We start from the raw sequence: 18,301 nt of genomic DNA, 5'->3' as shown, positions 1-18,301 counted from the left end.
GCCCCGGACCATCCGGACAAGCCTGAACGACTACCCCTCACTCATCCTGTTTTCACCGATACACCGCCATGAACACTGACCGATTAGCCGATTTGTCCCCCGAGAAGAAAGCGCTGCTGTTGCAGCAACTGACCGCGTTGAAACGCGGCGCACCAGCGCCGGCCATCGTCCTTCGCGAGACGGTCACGCCGCATCTGTCTGTCGATCGCCGGCCACTGCTGTCGCTTTTCGCGGCGGGCGACATCCCGCCGGTGGACGCGGTCGCAGTGGGTTGTCTGTCGGATCGACTTCTTCGGCAGAATCCGCAATACGACACCAGCCATTTTACCCATGCGCTATGCCACGACCTGCCGATCTTCGCAAACGTGCGCACGCTTGAGGCCGGACGTATTGCATCGGTCATTCTTCCGCGCTTCTACTCGCAAATTTACCTGGACAAGTCCGACATCGTCCGGCTCGTACGCCAGTGTCAGTCGCTTGCGAAAGTGTTGGGCGCACGGTATGTGTCCTTGACCGGACTCATACCATCGGCAACCGATTATGGCTTGGCGATTCCCGAAGACGACACGCTGCCTCCCGTCACAACCGGCCATGCGACCACTACGTCGGCCGTCGTGCTTTCGGTGCGACGCTTGCTGGCCACCGCGGGCCGGCGTCTTGAGAATGAAACGCTCTCATTCATTGGCCTTGGGTCGATCGGTTCCTCCACGCTGCGGCTACTGCTATCCGTGCTTCCACATCCACGCCGGTTGATTCTCTGCGACGTCTACCAGAAACGCGAGTATGTCGAGCAATTGATGCGCGAGGTGCGCGACGAACTCCGATTCGAGGGTGAGCTATCGTTCCATCACGAGAGCCGCGGCGTGGCACCGCAAGCCTATGAAGCATCGTTGATCGTCGGCGCGACCAATGCGCCGGATGTCGTGGACGTCAGCCGGCTCCGACCCGGCACGTTGATCGTCGACGATTCCGATCCGCATTGCTTCAATCCGGAACAGGCGATCGCCCGGCTCGAGACGCAAGGCGATATCCTTTTTTCGGAAGGTGGGGCACTCGCGGCGCCGAAGCCTTTCGACCATCTTGCCTACATTCCAACCGAGTTCGCCAAGCAATTGGCCGTCGACACCGCACCGGGTACCGATCGCCGCATCACGGGATGCGTGTTGTCGAGCCTGCTCTCCGCCGCCTGCGACTACCCTTCTACACGCGGCGAAGTGCGGCTGGAGGATTCCCTGGCCCATTATCACGGCCTGCGCGATGCCCGCTTCGACGCGGCCCCATTGCATTGCGGTGCCTATACGCTTACGCAAAAACATGTCGACACGTTTGTTTCGAAGTACAGCGCCGATGCGCTCAGGCCCGCCTGATCCCGGCGCACCATGCAGAATCTCCTACCGCATCCATCACTCGCCGAAGTCGCCGCGTATGCCACCGACGCGCGCACCGTCTCGATCGCTCGTACCGCGGAAGGCACGCCGCATATTCGCGCGGGCGACTTCGAGTCGCTCGGCTATGGTCAGGGCCACGTCGCCGCGGACGATCACGCAACCGTGCTGTACGAACACCTGACGACGCTGCTCGGTGAACGTAGCCGCTACCATGGTCCGGACGAACGCCCCGGCGATGGCGCGAACCTGGACAGCGACATCGGCTACCGCGCCCTTGATTACAGAGGCCAGGCGCAGACGGCGCTGGCGCAAATGAGTCTGCATGCGAATGCCCTCGTCGATGGTTATGTGGCGGGTTTCAATCATCGCGTAACGGCGCTCGTCGAGGCCGGCGTGCCGGTTGCCCCGTGGCTCGGCGCACCACCGCGTCCGATTACCCGGCTCGACATCGCCGCGGTGCTGCTCGCGCTCGCCGACGAGGCGAGCGGTAGGCGCTTCGTTCAGGCCATAGCACTCGCACAACCGCCCGACGCGCGGACAGCTGACGGTACGAAGCCGGCCAGCGACCAGGCGCGCCCATCATCCGTCGCCGGTACACCCAACCTCCCCGGGTATGCTGATCTGCCGATCGGGAGTAATGCCTGGGCCGTCGGCGGCGATGCCACAGCAAGCGGTGAAAGCCTGTTGCTCGCCAATCCGCACTTCGGGTTTGCCGACGGATTGCGGCTTTACCAGGTCCATCTGACGATTCCGGGCGCATTCGACGTCGCCGGCGTGTCGATCCTGGGTTGTCCCACCGTCAATCTGGGTTTCAACGCGGCAATCGCGTGGACCCATACCGTATCGGCCGCGGACCGCTTCTTGTTCCATCGCTTGCGCCTCGTGCCCGGCGACGCGACGGCGTACCTATGGCAAGACGCACCCGAAGCCATGCAGCAACGCCAAATCGCGATTCCGGTTCGCGGGGAAGCCCACGCGTATATACGCCATGTCTGGTCGAGTCGACATGGTCTCGCGCTCCACGTGCCCGGCGCCGCGGAATGGACCGCTGAATCGGTGCTTTGCCTGAGTAATGCCAACGCGGGCAACCCGGAGGTGCTGGATCATTGGCTCGCCATCGGCGCGGCGCGTTCCCTGGATGACATCGCGCGAAGTTTCACGCGCTGGGCCGGCACCAGTTGGGTCAATATCGTGGCAATCGATGCCCATGGCGAGGCATGCTACATCGATGGAAGCAACATCCCCGAAGTCGGCGACGAAACACGCGCGGCGCTGTCCAATCGTGCCCATCCGCTCGCGCAAGCGCGGAAGCAGAACGGCTTCGCGGTATTGCCGGGCGACCTGTCGAGCCATACGGCGGCACATCGGCGTCCGAGAGCGATCAGCGAGCGCCCCCACCGTCGCACACGTGCCGTCATCGCTAACTTCAACAACCCATATCAGCGTGTGGATTGCGACCGTCCGCTCCCCGAACATCATCCGCTCTTCGGTGCTTTCGATGCGCCACTTTCGCCACGGGCGCGGCGCGGTTACCGTCAGACGGCATTGCTGCAGCGGCCCATCCGGCCGGCGGCCCTCGCTCGCCTTACGCTCGACAACCACGTGCAGATGGCCGATATGCTGCTCGACGACCTGCTCGCCCTCGGGGCCAGGGCACCGTCGATCATCACGGCGCGATCCGGCGTACGAATCGATTTGACTCACGCCTTGGCGGTCCTCCGCGACTGGGATCGCAAGGATGCGCTCGATGCGTCCGGCAGCCCGCTCTTTCGGGAATTCGTGCAGGCCTACCTGGAGGAAGGACAGGGCTATGCGCGCGGCTTCGATCCGACGGCACCGTTCGACACGCCAACCGGGTTGCCGATCTGGACCGAAGCAGACCCGGCACCGGCCCTCGTCGCACTCGCCACCGCGGTCGAGCGCCTTGCCCGTCACGGGTTCGAGCCGGCAGTCACGCTGCGCACGCTCCAGTATCGGGAACAAAGCGATGGGGGGCGCATGCCACTGGACGGTGGACCGAATTTGACGGGGGTCCTGAATGTCAGCCAGGTCGGCGCGATGACACCCCGCGAGCGTCTCGCCCAGTTACAGCGCGGCCGTGTGCCATTGCCATCCGGCCTTGGCCCGCATGGTTACGGTGTCAACTTCGGCACGACCTGGCTGGCAACGATGACCTTCGAGGCGGGCAAGCCGGTTGTACATAGCGTACTCCCGCAATCGCAGCGCAGCCGTCCCGGCACGTCGTGGAGCGACGGACACGTGGTCCCTCACCTGGGTTCTGCGGCAAGCCGATTTCCTTTCGATGTCACCGAGGTGTCGGCACGGACTGTCACCCATGTCGATTTAACAGTGCCCCATTAGCCATGCGCCGGATTCTCCGCTCGATCCCCGACGCGCGTTCTCACTGGACTTCCGACGCCACGTGTGATTCGCGTCGAACCCGCACCCTGCTCACCACGACGCCATGACCGACTTTTTCTCGATGTACCGCCACGGTTTTGTCCGTGCCGCCGTTGCTATTCCGCCCGTTGTCGTTGCCGACCCCGCCGCCAACGTCGCTGAAACGATCCGGCTCATGCAGGCGGCGGCGCTCGAGGGCGCACGCTTGACCGTGCTCCCGGAGCTCGGGCTGTCCGCCTATTCGAACGACGAACTGTTCTTCCAGCGCGCGCTGCTCGACGGCGTCCGCGACGCGATCGTCCGGTTACGAAACGCGACGGCGGAGATAGCTGGGCTCGTCATCGCGGGCGCGCCACTCGAATGGCGCGGACGGATCTACAACACCGCCGTGGTGTGTCATCGTGGCCAGATCCTTGGCGTGGTGCCCAAAACATATCTGCCGAACTACGGCGAGTTCTACGAAAAACGCTACTTTGCCTCGGGTGCCGGCCTGACCGGGGAAACGATGCGCCTTGGAGAGAGCGACGTACCCTTCGGGGTCGATCTGCTTTTTCATGCGAGCGACCATGCCGACTTCACACTCGGCATCGAAATATGTGAAGACCTGTGGTCCCCCATTCCGCCATCGGCGTATGCGGCGCACGCCGGCGCCACGGTCATCGCCAATCTGTCGGCCAGTAACATCACCGTCGGCAAAGCCGAATACCGACGATTGCACGTACGCTCGCACAGTGCCCGTTGCCAGGTTGCCTACCTTTACTCCGCGGCAGGACGTGGCGAGTCGACGACCGATCTCGCCTGGGATGGTCATGCGATCGTCTGCGAGAACGGCGACATACTTGCGGAGACGCCGCGATTCGCGGACGAAGCGCAATTGCTGATCTCGGACATCGACCTGCAGCGCATCTGCCAGGAGCGCCTGCGTATGCAGACGTCTGACGATTGCGCCCGCGCTACGGCCGTGCACCCGTACCGGACCATCTGCTTTTCACTACAACCGCCTACCGCGCCGACGGGCAAACTGCGACGTAGAAGTGACCGTTTCCCGTTTGTTCCAGCGGACCTCGCCATGCTCGATGCAAATTGCGAGGAAACGCTGATGATCCAGAGCCATGGCCTTGCGACGCGGCTAAGGGCGACGGGGCTGAAGCATGTTGTCGTCGGCGTGTCCGGCGGGCTCGACTCCACGTATGCCCTGCTGGTCTGCGCGTTGACGATGGATCGTCTCGGCCTGGACCGCGCCAATATTCTGGCCTATACGATGCCAGGCTATGCGACGAGCGGGCACACACTCGACAATGCGTGGGCACTGATGCGCGTGCTCGGCGTGCACGCATCGGAAATCGATATACGGCCGGTGTCGGACCGTACGCTCAAGGACATTGGTCATCCCGCGGCGGATGGCGAACCGCGTTACGACGTAACGTATGAGAACGTCCAGGCGGGCGCGCGCAGCGCTTATCTTTTCAGACTCGCGAACGCGAACCGTGCGCTGGTCATCGGTACGGGCGACCTGTCGGAACTGGCGCTTGGATGGTGTACCTACGGCGTAGGCGACCAGATGTCCCATTACAACCTCAACGGCTCGGTGCCTAAAACGCTGATTCAACACATGGTACGCTGGCTCGCCGACCGATGCCGATTTGGCGCGGATACATCGCGCATTCTGAAACGCATCGTGGAAACCGAAATTTCCCCCGAGTTGATACCGAGCGAATCCGGCGCACTCACGCAACGTACGGAAGATACGATCGGTCCTTACGCGCTTCAGGATTTCAACTTGTATTACGTGACGCGGTTTGGTTTCGCGCCGTCGAAAATCGCTTTCCTGGCCTGGCATGCGTGGCAAGATGCGCAATCTGGCGATTGGCCCGCACTTACGACGGCACATCCTTCGTATGACCTGGCGACGATCAAACACTGGTTGGGCGTATTCGTTCGACGCTTTTTCGAAGGCTCGCAGTTCAAGCGATCCGCACTGCCGAACGGCCCCAAGGTCGCCACCGGCAGCTCATTATCTCCACGAGGCGACTGGCGGGCGCCAAGTGACTCGGTGGCGAGTGCATGGCTCGCGGAACTGAACGCATCCGTGCCAGATGGTCCATAAGCAGGGAGGTGACGATGAATGGTGTGCCGCCTATCGAACGTGCCGCTGTCCACGGTGATTGATGCGTTGCCACTGTATTATCGTGGACAGATGCTGTCAGAACCTGCGGGAGGCGGTGCTTATAAGCAGATCCCTGGGTTCGCCACCGTTCATCGCGCGCAACTCGGCATTCAGGGGTGAATCAGCTTTACAGGGTGTTGATCGAAGACCTCGGTGAATGCAACGGGAGGACGACGATCACACACCACGGTCAATGCTTCCCTTAACGGGAACGTGTTCAAGTTGGCTTGTCGCCCGAATTTCTCGATGTCGACGAGCAAGACTGGCGTGCGCGCTTGCGCACGGAGGACGCCCCGCAACACGGACTCATGCTCTTCATAGTCCATCCACCCATGCTCGAGGTCGCAAGCGGCGATTCCCATGAAAACCGCATCGAAAAAGTATCGCCGTGTGTAGGCCAAGGTTTCATACCCCACCAACGCATTGTCTTTGCTCCGCAGTGTGCCGGGTGTGAGATTCAGTCTTGACACGCTCGGGCCTAGCAGCAGCGCAATATCGACACAATTCGTCGTGATCGTCAGGTTCCTCCCGACCAAACGTCGCGCAAACGCCATGGTCGTCGTACTTGAATCCAGAAAGATGGACATGCCGTCTTCGATTAGACCATCAGCCAGCTCACCAATCCGGGATTTGCCACGACTGTTGACCTTTCCTCGCTCGACTACCGGGCGATCCTGGTCCAATCGGGGCGGCACGGCGCCACCGTGAATGCGTCGCAATTTTCCAATGTGCTCCAGTTCTTTCAGATCTCGCCGGACCGTTTCTTCGGACACCCTCAACATTTTTGCAGTCAGCGTCACGGACACGCGACCGGTATTGCGTAATTGCGACAGGATTTCGTCGTGCCTGTGTTCCGCCATGAATACGTTTACTCGCGTTGCAAATCCGGTGCGTGGCGATATCGCGTCGCGCACTCGTAGTCATAGGCCATTGCCAGCAACGTCGCCTCGCTCCAGCGGTGGCCCACAAATATTAGGTTAAAAGGCGATCCATTATTATAATGCCCCGCCGGCACGGTCACGCCCGGCAAGCCCGCGATGTTGATCTCGCAGACCGTTGTTTCATGCAACGTTTCCTCGCTGTCGATCGACGGAACCTCATCACGCAACTGCGGAAAAATCAGCACATCAATCGCCTTCGCACGCATCACGCTTGTGAAAATTTCGAGATAGCGTTCACGTAACACATAAAACGCCTCGGTGACAGGCGGTGCGGAGGGATTGGACAGCGATTTCTGAAAATCGGGCAGATACGTGATGTACTCGAGGACCCCACCTGGTCCAAACGCGTTCTCGTGCCTTGTCGCTTCTGAAAAAGCAGCCCAGGATTTTAAACCGGCCCCGGCTCCCATCCGTTCAAGATATTTCTCCATATCGTGCGGAACGCATTCCATGCCACGTGGGTCGAAGTGATCGGTACCCTTCGCGGGCTCGCCAAGATCGGCAAATCCGCTGCCGGCGAATGGATCATCGACAACCACCGCGCCACGCGCCGCTAATTCACGCTGGGCGCGTTGGTAGAGCGCCATGGTTTCCGGCGACAACGCCCGGTTACGCCACCCGGGACCATAAAGCCCGACCCGCTTTCCAAGCAAGGCATCCTCACGCAGATGCGCGCTGTATCCGCCAGCCGGGCGCATGCCTGCAGCGGCGACCGTCTTAGGATCTTCCGGAGAATAACCGGCGATGACATCCAGCGCCAGCGCCGCATCACGTACACAGCGGGCGATGGGGCCTACGACGTCGCGCGTGCTGCCCGCCAGAGGCATGACGCCGGTGTTGGGCACCAACGCAAAAGTCGGTTTGATTCCCACGAGCCCCTGGGCAGAAGCCGGATTCTGAATCGACCCGCCCGTCTCTTCGGCAAGCCCCAATACCGCCATGCTGGTGCCAACCGCGGTGGCCGTGCCCGCACTGCTGCCACCGGGCATCAATCCGGCATGGGCGGCATTCAGTGTAGGGCCAGCCCAACTGTTGTTCGCATGGGTGCCCGTAGCACTTAAGATTGGTACATTGGTTTTCCCCAGAATGACACAGCCGGCTGCCCGCATGCGCGCCACGACGGGCGAATCCGTATCCGGCATCAAATCGATCCCGCCGGTCTTGCTATACAGCAAAGACCAGCCACCGGTGGTTGGGAACCCCTTCATGTCCATCGTGTCTTTGACCACGACGGGTACCCCGGCCAATGGGCCGAGCGGTTCGCCAGCCGCACGACGGCGATCGATTTCCCGCGCGTCACGCAGCGCGTCGGGATTCATGAATATGATTGCGTTATAGCGCGGATTGTATGTCTCTATGCGTGCCAAAAAAGCCTCGCATAGCGTTTCTGCCGTCAACGTGCCGTTGGCGAAGGCTTCCTGAACGTTTTCAACTGTCATTTCGACAACGTCGATCGCATCGAACGTCTTTGTCATGCGAGGCTCCTATATGGCGCGCTGATTCTGGAGGACGTCACGCGTGTTGGTCGATCCCAACGAACTCGTCAAGCAACGTGGGATCGTGCGCGACTTCAGGCGGCACTTCGCGCGTGATCGTGCCTTTCTGCAAAATAAGGATGCGATCCGATAATGCGGAGATAAAGTTGAGGTTTTGCTCGACCAACAGCACCATTAGTCTTCGTTGAACGGCCACCGCTTTTAGTGTATCGATCATCTCTTCTATGATGGATGGTTGAATGCCTTCCGTCGGTTCATCCAGCAAAACAATCCTCGGCTCCGCACAGAGGCAACGCGCTAGCGCAAGCAGTTGTTGCTCGCCGCCAGAAAGCGCGCCGCCAGGGCGATCCAGGTAAGCCTTCAGTCTCGGGAACAACGTCAAAATATCGTCGATCGTATCGTTCTCGTTCCGGCTGGATAACAAGCAGCCTACGCGGAGGTTCTCCATGACGCTGAGCGTGGGGAAAATCTCTCGGCCTTGGGGAACGTATCCGACGCCGGCCTTGGCTCTTGCCGTAGGCGATAGATGGGTAATCGTTTTGCCTTCAAACGAGACCGCGCCAGCAGTGGTGGGCAAATGGCCGGTCAAGGCCTTGAGCAACGTCGATTTGCCCATGCCGTTATGTCCGAGAATCCCGACTCGCTCCCCGACACCAACAGACAGGTTCACCTGACTGAGGATGGGTATGCGGCCATAGCCAGACCCGAGCCCCTGCACGTCGAGACCGGCCGCGGCACTTCCGCTGGCAGCGTGTGTCATGCCGCTTTCCTCCCCAAGTACACATCCCTGACCCGCTGATCCGACAACACGGTATCCACGGGCCCTTCAACCAGGACCTGTCCTTGTGCAAACACGGTAACCGTGCGCGCGATCATGCGGATAAATTGCATGTCGTGTTCCACAACGACAATGGCTTGCGTCTTATTGATCTCCTGAATCAGTTCGGCGGTGCGTAACACCTCCTCATTGTTCATCCCCGCCGCGGGTTCATCGAGCAAAATCAGTTCGGGTTCTTGCGCGAGTACGGTGGCGATTTCAACCCATTGCCTCTGTCCATGCGCGAGTTGACCGACGGTTCTTCCCGCGATCTTTTCCAATCGCAATCGTGTCAGCGTCTCATCGACGATCCGCTTTGCATGCGCGAGCGACTTACGTCGGCCGGCACCGATAAAGATGTTTTCCTGAACGGATAAACCATTAAATACGTTTGGCACCTGCGTCTTGATGCCGACACCCAATCGTGCAATCTGATGCGAGCTGCTGGCGGAGATGTCCGACGATCTAAAATGAATCGCCCCCTCGGAAGCACGTAACTGCCCGGTCAGTATTTTAAAAAACGTGCTTTTCCCCGCGCCATTCGGACCGATCAAGCAACGCAATTCGACTTCCCGCAGCGTGAAGTCCACGTTACGTACCGCAGTAACACCGCCAAATCGCATGGTCACGCCTTTTGCTTCGAGAAGCGGCCGTAGCGTCCCGGCATGATCGATCTGATGACTCACAGGCGCGACTCCTCGCTGATCTTTTTCACGGATCCGATACCGGATTGGCTGCTGGCATGTCTCCCACGCCAACGTCCGATCATCTCTTGAAAAACGGGTACCACGCCCTGCGGCACCAACAAGACGAATGCAACCAATACGATGCCCAGGCCCAGACTCGGATCTATCACATGCTGGGTACCGGCCAGGTTGATCAGATATTGAATGGCAACCGCGCCTAGAATAGGGCCTATCAGCGTCCCCAATCCGCCAATCAACACGGCAATGATGACCTGCGCGGACATTGTCAATGCAAAAACGGTGGGGCTGATGAAGCCGCCCCACGTCGCGAATAACGCGCCTGCCGCTCCCGCGATGGCAGCACCGATGACAAACGCCACGAGTTTGTATAGCCGCGGGTCATAACCGATGAGCATTGCGCGTGTCTCGTTCTCGCGAATCGCGATGACCACACGACCAAACCGGGACGCGAGCACGCCTTTCAGGAACACATAGACAATGATCACCGCACTCATCGCGACATACCAGATCCCATCTTGATCAAGCGGTTCATCCGGCTTTCCAGGCGGCGTAATCGGCGGGATTGCGGGAATACCGTTGAAGCCGCCTAATGCAACGCTGCCGATGTGATAGGCACTGCCGGATGTCGAGTTCATCAATTCAAACAAGATCACCGATACCGTCAACGTAATCACACCGATATAGGCATCGCTGATCCGCCCGTAGAACATGAAGTATCCGAGCAATGCCGCAAACAACATTGGAACGATCAAGGCAAGCAGGATGGCGCTAGTCGTGTCGCCGATGTTCATAGCCACCACTGCATAGGTGTACGCTCCGATGCCGAGAAACGCCGCCTGCCCGAATGACAGAATGCCAGCAAACCCCCACACAAAGCCTTGACTGAGGCCGAATACCGCCATGGCGGCGAACAGGGTCGCCTGCATCACGCCAAACTCGCTTATTGCCTTGGGCAGGAGAAATAGAATCGCAAGGCAGATCACGACAATCGCAGTCGCACCGCCCCCGGATCGTAGCGCTTTCATGAACTCCGCCTCAAGAAACGGCCAGTGATACCTTGCGGCAAGATGCGAATCAGCACGATCGCAGACGCCAATAACGCGATATCACCAATCACGGGTGTCGACAGGAAGGAGACAATTTCATTGATAAAGCCGAAAAGGCCAGCAGCCAGGCCGGTACCGGCAATAATCGCAGGACCACCGCCTAATACCGTAATGAAGGCCTTTGCAATATACGCCGCGCCCATGCCCGGAGACACCCCTGAGATGGGAGCGAGGATACCGCCTGCCAGCCCCGCCAGTGCGGCACCCATGCCAAAGGTCGCCATATACACAGCGGCAGGCCGAATCCCCAAGGATGCTGCCATCGACGGATTTTGCATCGTTGCTCTCAATATCAAACCGAATCGGGTCTTGCGAAGCAAAAACAGCATACCCACCATTACGAGGAGACAAACGACGATAATCACGACGTTGAACGCACTGGTGTGATATTGCCCTATCGAAAAGCTGCCGACTGGCATGGCAACCGACTTCACGACATTCCCGAAGATCGACGTGATCAAACCAATCAAGCCAAGACTGATGCCCCATGTAGCCAGCATGGTGTCCATCATCCGCCCATACAGGAACCGGATAACGGTACGCTCGAGAATCAACCCTATCGCGCCGACGACAATGGGCGGCAGCACCAGCATGGCAACCCAGATATTGACGCCATGCGCGCTCGCCACGACTGCGGTATAAGCCCCCAACATCATCAGTTCACCATGTGCGAGATTGATGATCTTCATCATCCCGTAGATCACGCCCAGGCCAATCGTAATGATGGCCAGCGTCGCAATGCCGGTCAGCACGTTGAAAGCGAGCAAGCCTGTGAGGTCCATGGACACGCCCCCGATCAGATTGACGGTGTGAATTGCTTGTTGGTCCGTGGATTCTTTATCAAATCACACTGTCCCCCGGTGTCGGACGGCGCCTGATTCGGGAAGGTTTGCAAAATGTCCCACGCCCGTGCTTTCGGTCGTGCGAGGTAGGTATTGCGGATCGTGGCGTGCGTGGCAGGGTCCAGCTTTACCGTTCCGCTTGGCCCCTCGATCGATATGCCTGACTCCAACGCGTCCACGACCTTATCGTGCGCGACGCTGCCCGCCTTCTTCACGCCGTCTGCCCACAGCATGATGCCCTCGTATGTCGCGGAATCAAGTTCGCCCAGATCGGTCAGATCCGCACCGTACTTCGCCTGCATGCCCTTCACAAAGGCATTGGCGGCAGGCGTGCCTAAATTATTGTAAAAGCCGTAACATGTAATGATGCCGTCGGTGATGCTTGGGTCCATCGTGGTGAGCTCGTCCCCGAGTCCGAACACCGTTGCGCCAACTGGGATTTTTGCCTTCATTCCGGCAGCGGCCCATTGCCGGTAAAAGCCGAGATGATTGGCGCCGACCAACGCGGAAAGCACCATGTCCGGTTTGGCCGCTTGAATCCGGCTGATCGCCGAAGAGAAATCGGTCACGTCCAACGGGAAAAAATCCGTGCCGGATACGGCGCCTCCGCCGTCCTTGATGAACTTCGTCATCCAGCTTGCAGTGATATGGCCGTAGTTGTAATCCGCCGCGACGATATAGACCTTCTTTCCCCAATGTTTCAATGCATAGTCGACAATGTGATCGACCGTTTGCGCTGGTGTGCTGCCAGTGCAGAATACATTGCGATCACAGACGCCGCCTTCATATTGCGTATTGTAAAAGTACAGTGTCTTGCTGCGATCGAAGATCGGGCGGATCGCTTCCCGGGATGCGGATGTGATACCGCCCTGGATCACATCCACTTTCTCTTGAAAGACCAGTTTTTGCGCGTATTGCGTATAAAGTTGGATGCTGCTTTGCGTATCGTACGCAATCAGTTGAATTTGCCGCCCGAGCAAACCGCCCGCAGCGTTGATCTGATTGACCGCGTATTCCGTGGCCTGGATCATCCGGCGCCCTTCAAGACCGAGCGGGCCGGTTCCGTCCAGCAGACTACCAAGCTTGATCGGCTCGGCCGCGAACGCGCTTTTTGTGAGATACGATCCTGCCAGTGCACCCACCGCTGCTGCCGCCCCCAGCTTCAATGCTTTACGGCGCGTTCCGAAATCAGCTGTCATCTATTTGCTCCCATGCAAATGTGTGATTTGACCGATTCAGTGTAGAACAGACAAAATTAAATCGGTCAAATATCAAAAATCCCACATTCCCACCGGATGACGTCTATCCAGACACTGTTTATTTTGCATCGAGCGATCTCGCGCCATGCCACGAACTGCCCGCCAGCGAAGAAACAGCAGGGAAAAAGATTGATGAAAATCCGGATATCGACACGGCCGCTCGTAACGCGAGACTAAATAAGCACTACCTTGTTTGAGCAACGCGGTATCGCGCTTTGTCAACAGCAAGCGGTCACGCCAGACGTGTCGTCGGGCGCTATTTGATCTCTGAGGATATGAAGGAAGGACGCAAACAGTGATTCAGCTTGGGGGGTGGGTGAACGGAAGCGCTTCGCTATTGAGCGACGCCGCTTAAAAATAAGGAGATGAACAACCTGGACAAAATAGGTCGACATTGGGGCTCGTGCGTCTTGAATTTGTGACCGTAGCAATGGTCAATTTCAAAGCAAATCCATTGCTATCGATGGCGTCCAGTCCGTGATGCGTGCATTGCTGATCGCTGGTTTACTCCAGTTCACGCAAGTTTTCGTGCAGCACTTCGACGCGCTGCAAGTGACTGCCGCCTCGATCAAGCAAGCGTTCCGCGACCAGCGAGCAAATCAGGTTGACCACGCATGTCATCCCCGACATGCTGTCGAACAGCATCAAACCATCTGTATGGCATCGTATCACCCAGCGCGCCAGCCGCGCCGGTCTCCCCGCGATCACGTCCGACATATAGAGAATCGGGACACCGGCTTCGGCCAGAGCGGCGGCGGTCAGGCCCACCGCCGAAACACGGCGACGCAAACCAATGACAACAGCGACATCCTTCTCGTTCAGATCCGCGAGGTACTCACCGACGGTATCCCCAGGCGCGGGCAATACCATCACATCCGAGCGCACCTGAATCAGTTCGCGACGGATCATCGTGGCGATCGTGTGGCTATGTCGATAGCCTATGATAGCCACGCGTCGCGCCTGCGCGATTGCATCGACTACCTCGTTGAGCACTTGCGTATCGAGCGAACGATAAGTGCTCGCCACGTTTTCAACTTCATGCTGCAAATGGGCCTGGATCACATCGTCGAGTCTTGAACCGGCCGTCTTGCGTCCCCTGTCCTGCAAATAGAGCGGCGAGCCACCGACCTGTGCCGCTCGCGCAATAGCCCTGGCATCTTCATAAGAGGCATAACCCAACTTTTGAAAGAAACGGGTTGCGGTCGCTTTCGATACCTGCGCGGTCGTCGCCAATTCCGTGGCGGTTTGCATCGCCAGTTGTCCAGGCGCGCTCAAAATGACATCCGCGAGACGCTGATCGATCTCGGAAAGTTCGTCATAGCACTCCGCAATCCGGCTTTCGATCGATGGCGGGGATCGCTTGTCTTTTTTTATCTGTGCTTTCGACATTTCCGTTCTTGACTACCTTGATTTCCGTGATGGTGCGATTTTGGCACCGAAAATGTGCATTCAGGTTGCCCTGCACGAAACAAGTGCGGACCAGGACCATCGCATCGGCTTCATTATAGACGCAGCATGGCGATGCGTGAAATCAACGTTTCTTGAAATCTATCTAAGAAACACATGTTTTTTAGCGTAAATATCAGAAACATCTATTTCAGATATTCCACTGGTACGGTTAATGCATTACATCCGGCATCGTTCACCTGTTCAAGGGAGTTCCACCGATGTCGAAGCGCCGCCTCTCCAGCATGGCCCTCGCCGCGTTGTTGCCATTCGCCGCGTTGATTCACACGATCTCGGCGAGCGCCGATACACTCGACGACATCAAGCGTCGCGGCACGATGACCGTAGGGATCGATCCGACTTTTTCGCCATACGAATACACCGATGCGAACAACAACATCGTCGGCTTTGATCCGGCCATACTGGCAGCGGTAGCGAAGCATCTCGGCGTGAAGATCGAATATCAGCGCATGGCATTCAGTGGGATTATTCCTGGCCTGCTCGCGCATTCGTTCGATATCGAGGGTTCGGCATTGAACGTGACCGCGGAACGCGCCAAGCGACTCGCTTACATTGTCCCCACCAGCAAGACCGTCAACGGCGCACTCGTACGTGCCGATTTCAATAAGATTCCAGCACAAGCCACCGTCGAATCGCTTGCCGGCCTCACCGCGGCAGTCAAGAGCGCCAGCGCGCCCGAGCAGATCATCAAGCAATTCAACGAAACGCTGAAAGCGAAAGGGCTCGCCCCCATCACGTTAGTCAGCGTGGACAGTGTGGATCAGACGATCGCCGCATTGATGACACGTCGCGTGGACTTTGTGTTCGACGACATGACCGTGCTCGCGGACGTCATCAAACATAATCCTGGCAAACTTAAATCCACAGGGGAACTCGGTCCGTCGCAATGGATCGCCTGGGCGACGCGGCCGGACGATGCGCGCCTGAACAAGGCCATCAGTGACGAAATCATCGCCATGAAAAAATCAGGCGAACTCACCCGTCTGCAAAAAACACATCTGGGCGTGAGCTTCGATACACCCACGTCCAACTTCGTTCCTCAGCAGTAAAAGCGAGCAACTCAACAGCAATGACCGATCCAGTTCTGAATATCACCGTTAAGGCGGGGCATGGCCGTACTTTCGAAGTGAAGGCGGGCCAACGATTGACCATCACCGATGTCGAAGGCCAGCAGGCCGCCGATTTCGTCGCCATCGTCGCCGGCGACCATCGCGAGAAGCTCTCGCCAACCCACACGCGTCGGCAGCTTCACACCCTGTTTTTCAATATCGGTGACGCATTGTATTCGTCGCTGGGACGCCCTCTATTGCGGGTCATCGAGGACACGGTCGGTGTTCACGACGCCAACGTCCCCGCGTGCGACGACACCCGCTTTACGGTTGATTTCAACGTGGCAGGACATCGCAACTGTCTCGACAACATGCACGCCGGACTTGCGCTATATGGATTAGCACCATTCGATGTCCCCGAACCGTTCAATCTGTTTCAGAACGGGCCAGTCACCGCCGACTGCCGCATGCAGGTCACCGATCCCACCAGCAAGCCGGGGGACCACATCACCTTCGACGTACTCGAAGACCTGGTGTGCGCAGTGTCGTCATGCCCGCAAGACATTATTCCGGGCAACGGCCTCAAGGTCACCGACATCGCCATTTCCATCTTGCCTGCGACCCGCGCCGTCGCCTGAACCGACACATTATGCTGCTTCTAAAAGATCCGGCCTCCCGCCCTGCACTGCCGCCGCAAACCGTCCTCGTACCGGCCGGGGAAAGCGGCGCTATCAACGTAAAAGCCGGTCAGATCCTGCGCATTGAAGCGAAAGCACCCGGTGCGGTCGCGTCCATGTTCGGATTCAGTCAGACCAACGACGACGTCTACCTGTCAGTTCATCACACGCGAGTGTTCAGTAATTCGTACGTGTTGCAGGCCGGCATGCGTCTCGTCAGCAATCGTCGCCGCGCCATGATGGTGCTGGGCAAGGATTCCAGCGGCAAGCACGACTTATTGCTCCCCGCATCCACGACCGCATATCTCGCCGAACAAGGCCATGCCGGACAGACAGGTTGCGTCGAGTCCGTCAAGGCGGTGATCGACGCACTCGGCCTCAAGCCGCCGAAGATACCTGACCCGATCAACCTCTTCATGCATGTCGCGCTGCATCGTGACGGCCGCATCGAACCGCTGCCGAACCCCACGCGCTCGGGAGATTTCATTGCATGCCGTGTCGTCACGGATATGATTTTTATCGTATCTGCCTGTTGCACTGGCATTTCAGGTAACGACACCCCTGGCGCGATCGCACTTTCGGCTGCGGAAGAACTCGACGAACTCTGATCTCAGGAGGGCGCCGCAATGGGCCTCGACCCGCAAGTGATCCACAGCCTGCCTACGCTGATCGACGGCTGGTTGCTGACCGTGGAACTGACGCTATTCGGCGTGACGGGCAGCGTTCTGTTCGGCCATCTCGCCCTGGCGATGCAACTGACGCGTATCGCACCGTTGCGCTGGGCCGCCCGCCTCTACATCAGCTTTATGCGGGGGACCCCGGCGCTCGTGCAACTTTTCATCCTGTTCTTCACGCTGCCCCTTATTGGTCTGGGCGGTCGACCGATGTTGGCAGCGGCGCTAACTCTCGGACTGAACAGTGGCGCTTACACCGCCGAAATCCTCCGAGGAAATCTCCGGATCGTCACGACCGGTCATTATGAAGCGGCGATCGCACTCGGCATGGCGCCCTGGCGTATCGCATTACGCATTGCGCTGCCGCAGGTGCTGAGGGCGAGCCTGCCGGCGCTGATCAACGAATTCACGATCCTCCTGAAAACCACGCCGCTGGCGTCGGTCGTGGCGGTGACCGAACTCACGTATGCGGGACAAATGGTGATCGCCCGCACCTATACGTCGACGCAAGTGATGTTGATCGTCAGCGTTGGCTATCTAGCGGTCGCGCTTCCGGTGATCTACGCCGCGCGACGCATTCAGCAGAAGCCGCGCATGGCGCACGCCACGCCTATTGCTACGGGAGCGACACGATGAGGTTCGACCTCGACGTTCTCTCCGGACATTGGAGCGACCTCGCACAAGGATTTGGGGGCACACTCTGGCTCTGCGCGGCCGGGGCGGTAATGTCCAGCCTGCTCGGTGGGTTGCTGACCATGGGTCAGCGGTGCGGCGCACCATGGCTTGTAACATTGATTCGCGGCTATACGGCGTTGACGCTGGGTTTGCCCTTGCTCGTATTACTGTATGTGACGTTCTTCGTCTTGCCGGACTTTGGCGTGCTGTTGCCTGCTCCGCTGGTTGGCACCGCCACGCTCGCGATCTATTATGGCCCATACGTCGCGGAAGTCATGCATGCGGCTATCGACGCCGTGCCTGCGGGCAGCATTGAGGCAGGGATTGCAATCGGCATGTCGCCGGCAAAAATCACGCGACGCATCATTGCGCCCCAAGCGCTGCCGCTCTTACTTCCCACGTTGACCGGGCTGTTAATCGGTCTGCTCAAGGATTCCGCACTGCTGTCCGTGATCTCGGTGCATGAGTTCATGTTCGCAGCGAAGGCCGTCGTGTCCGACACCTATGCGCCACTGGAAGTCTACTTCGTCGTCGCGCTGGTCTACTGGGCCGCGACGTCTGTCATCCACCTCTTGACCCGCCATTGGGAACGCCGCCTCGACAGCACCCAACGAGTCGCCTTGTCCCGGTGAACAG

The 18,301-nt window shown here is 58.8% G+C and carries 17 protein-coding genes; 9 read left to right on the top strand and 8 right to left on the bottom strand.

From position 1 onward, the window contains the following. Positions 1-68: 68 nt before the first annotated feature. The 4 genes from WM40_RS12040 (at position 69) to WM40_RS30095 (ending at position 6,075) form a co-directional block, all read left to right on the top strand. The gene (locus WM40_RS12040) at positions 69-1,367 is read left to right on the top strand and encodes a hypothetical protein (protein WP_024905427.1); all 1,299 of its coding nucleotides are present in this window, start codon (positions 69-71) and stop codon (positions 1,365-1,367) included. A gap of 12 nt (positions 1,368-1,379) precedes the next feature. Further along, on the top strand, positions 1,380-3,749 hold the full coding sequence (locus WM40_RS12035; RefSeq protein WP_046152955.1) for a penicillin acylase family protein: 2,370 nt from the start codon (positions 1,380-1,382) through the stop codon (positions 3,747-3,749). Between the two features lie 103 nt (positions 3,750-3,852). After that, a complete protein-coding gene (locus WM40_RS12030; RefSeq protein WP_046152954.1) occupies positions 3,853-5,895 on the top strand; it encodes an NAD(+) synthase in 2,043 nt (680 codons plus the stop codon). Between the two features lie 18 nt (positions 5,896-5,913). Then, entirely contained in the window at positions 5,914-6,075 is a 162-nt protein-coding gene (locus WM40_RS30095) for a hypothetical protein (protein ID WP_157685183.1), read from the top strand. Here WM40_RS30095 and WM40_RS12025 read toward each other — a convergent pair. The 8 genes from WM40_RS12025 to WM40_RS11990 all read right to left on the bottom strand — a co-directional run bounded on the left by WM40_RS12025 (position 6,066) and on the right by WM40_RS11990 (position 14,512). After that, positions 6,066-6,815, bottom strand: a complete 750-nt coding sequence (locus tag WM40_RS12025; RefSeq protein WP_024905430.1) for a DeoR/GlpR family DNA-binding transcription regulator — start codon at positions 6,813-6,815, stop codon at positions 6,066-6,068. The two genes, WM40_RS30095 and WM40_RS12025, sit on opposite strands and share 10 nt — an antisense overlap. An 8-nt stretch (positions 6,816-6,823) precedes the next feature. Further along, positions 6,824-8,371, bottom strand: a complete 1,548-nt coding sequence (locus tag WM40_RS12020; protein ID WP_024905431.1) for an amidase — start codon at positions 8,369-8,371, stop codon at positions 6,824-6,826. A gap of 37 nt (positions 8,372-8,408) precedes the next feature. Further along, positions 8,409-9,152: an ABC transporter ATP-binding protein gene (locus WM40_RS12015; protein WP_024905432.1), complete on the bottom strand. Its 744-nt coding sequence runs from the start codon at positions 9,150-9,152 to the stop codon at positions 8,409-8,411. Then, positions 9,149-9,895 (bottom strand): ATP-binding cassette domain-containing protein, encoded by a 747-nt coding sequence (locus WM40_RS12010; protein WP_236693485.1) that lies wholly within the window; start codon positions 9,893-9,895, stop codon positions 9,149-9,151. Before WM40_RS12010 ends, WM40_RS12015 begins: the two co-directional genes overlap by 4 nt. Further along, a complete protein-coding gene (locus WM40_RS12005) occupies positions 9,892-10,941 on the bottom strand; it encodes an ABC transporter permease subunit (RefSeq protein ID WP_024905434.1) in 1,050 nt (349 codons plus the stop codon). The genes WM40_RS12010 and WM40_RS12005 overlap by 4 nt, the downstream gene beginning before the upstream one ends. After that, positions 10,938-11,804 (bottom strand): branched-chain amino acid ABC transporter permease, encoded by an 867-nt coding sequence (locus WM40_RS12000; RefSeq protein ID WP_024905435.1) that lies wholly within the window; start codon positions 11,802-11,804, stop codon positions 10,938-10,940. The genes WM40_RS12005 and WM40_RS12000 overlap by 4 nt, the downstream gene beginning before the upstream one ends. A gap of 14 nt (positions 11,805-11,818) precedes the next feature. Beyond that, the gene (locus tag WM40_RS11995) at positions 11,819-13,063 is read right to left on the bottom strand and encodes an urea ABC transporter substrate-binding protein (RefSeq protein WP_024905436.1); all 1,245 of its coding nucleotides are present in this window, start codon (positions 13,061-13,063) and stop codon (positions 11,819-11,821) included. A 564-nt stretch (positions 13,064-13,627) separates the two neighbouring features. Beyond that, on the bottom strand, positions 13,628-14,512 hold the full coding sequence (locus tag WM40_RS11990) for a MurR/RpiR family transcriptional regulator (RefSeq protein ID WP_046152953.1): 885 nt from the start codon (positions 14,510-14,512) through the stop codon (positions 13,628-13,630). A gap of 278 nt (positions 14,513-14,790) precedes the next feature. Here WM40_RS11990 and WM40_RS11985 point away from each other — a divergent pair, with 278 nt between their 5' ends. Genes WM40_RS11985 through WM40_RS11965 form a run of 5 tightly spaced genes read left to right on the top strand, consistent with a single transcriptional unit; the run spans position 14,791 to position 18,297 of the window. Then, on the top strand, positions 14,791-15,639 hold the full coding sequence (locus WM40_RS11985; protein ID WP_046152952.1) for a transporter substrate-binding domain-containing protein: 849 nt from the start codon (positions 14,791-14,793) through the stop codon (positions 15,637-15,639). A 20-nt stretch (positions 15,640-15,659) separates the two neighbouring features. Then, entirely contained in the window at positions 15,660-16,277 is a 618-nt protein-coding gene (locus tag WM40_RS11980; RefSeq protein WP_046152951.1) for a DUF1989 domain-containing protein, read from the top strand. An 11-nt stretch (positions 16,278-16,288) separates the two neighbouring features. Then, positions 16,289-16,924: an urea carboxylase-associated family protein gene (locus WM40_RS11975; protein ID WP_024905441.1), complete on the top strand. Its 636-nt coding sequence runs from the start codon at positions 16,289-16,291 to the stop codon at positions 16,922-16,924. Positions 16,925-16,942: 18 nt separating this feature from the next. After that, entirely contained in the window at positions 16,943-17,626 is a 684-nt protein-coding gene (locus WM40_RS11970) for an amino acid ABC transporter permease (RefSeq protein ID WP_046152950.1), read from the top strand. Beyond that, positions 17,623-18,297, top strand: a complete 675-nt coding sequence (locus WM40_RS11965; protein WP_046152949.1) for an amino acid ABC transporter permease — start codon at positions 17,623-17,625, stop codon at positions 18,295-18,297. Before WM40_RS11970 ends, WM40_RS11965 begins: the two co-directional genes overlap by 4 nt. Positions 18,298-18,301: the final 4 nt, after the last annotated feature.

The organism is Robbsia andropogonis, from assembly GCF_000970345.1.
GTDB lineage: Bacteria > Pseudomonadota > Gammaproteobacteria > Burkholderiales > Burkholderiaceae > Robbsia > Robbsia andropogonis.
The sequence above is the reverse complement of the archived record's forward strand: the minus strand, read 5'-3'. Positions and strand labels throughout refer to the sequence as shown.

Bases quoted from the DNA above. Each gene is read 5' to 3' on its own strand.
- WM40_RS12040 (WP_024905427.1), top strand. From the start codon at position 69: ATGAACACTGACCGATTAGCCGATTTGTCCCCCGAGAAGAAAGCGCTG.
- WM40_RS12035 (WP_046152955.1), top strand. From the start codon at position 1,380: ATGCAGAATCTCCTACCGCATCCATCACTCGCCGAAGTCGCCGCGTAT.
- WM40_RS12030 (WP_046152954.1), top strand. From the start codon at position 3,853: ATGACCGACTTTTTCTCGATGTACCGCCACGGTTTTGTCCGTGCCGCC.
- WM40_RS30095 (WP_157685183.1), top strand. From the start codon at position 5,914: ATGGTGTGCCGCCTATCGAACGTGCCGCTGTCCACGGTGATTGATGCG.
- WM40_RS12025 (WP_024905430.1), bottom strand. From the start codon at position 6,815: ATGGCGGAACACAGGCACGACGAAATCCTGTCGCAATTACGCAATACC.
- WM40_RS12020 (WP_024905431.1), bottom strand. From the start codon at position 8,371: ATGACAAAGACGTTCGATGCGATCGACGTTGTCGAAATGACAGTTGAA.
- WM40_RS12015 (WP_024905432.1), bottom strand. From the start codon at position 9,152: ATGACACACGCTGCCAGCGGAAGTGCCGCGGCCGGTCTCGACGTGCAG.
- WM40_RS12005 (WP_024905434.1), bottom strand. From the start codon at position 10,941: ATGAAAGCGCTACGATCCGGGGGCGGTGCGACTGCGATTGTCGTGATC.
- WM40_RS12000 (WP_024905435.1), bottom strand. From the start codon at position 11,804: ATGGACCTCACAGGCTTGCTCGCTTTCAACGTGCTGACCGGCATTGCG.
- WM40_RS11995 (WP_024905436.1), bottom strand. From the start codon at position 13,063: ATGACAGCTGATTTCGGAACGCGCCGTAAAGCATTGAAGCTGGGGGCG.
- WM40_RS11990 (WP_046152953.1), bottom strand. From the start codon at position 14,512: ATGTCGAAAGCACAGATAAAAAAAGACAAGCGATCCCCGCCATCGATC.
- WM40_RS11985 (WP_046152952.1), top strand. From the start codon at position 14,791: ATGTCGAAGCGCCGCCTCTCCAGCATGGCCCTCGCCGCGTTGTTGCCA.
- WM40_RS11980 (WP_046152951.1), top strand. From the start codon at position 15,660: ATGACCGATCCAGTTCTGAATATCACCGTTAAGGCGGGGCATGGCCGT.
- WM40_RS11975 (WP_024905441.1), top strand. From the start codon at position 16,289: ATGCTGCTTCTAAAAGATCCGGCCTCCCGCCCTGCACTGCCGCCGCAA.
- WM40_RS11970 (WP_046152950.1), top strand. From the start codon at position 16,943: ATGGGCCTCGACCCGCAAGTGATCCACAGCCTGCCTACGCTGATCGAC.
- WM40_RS11965 (WP_046152949.1), top strand. From the start codon at position 17,623: ATGAGGTTCGACCTCGACGTTCTCTCCGGACATTGGAGCGACCTCGCA.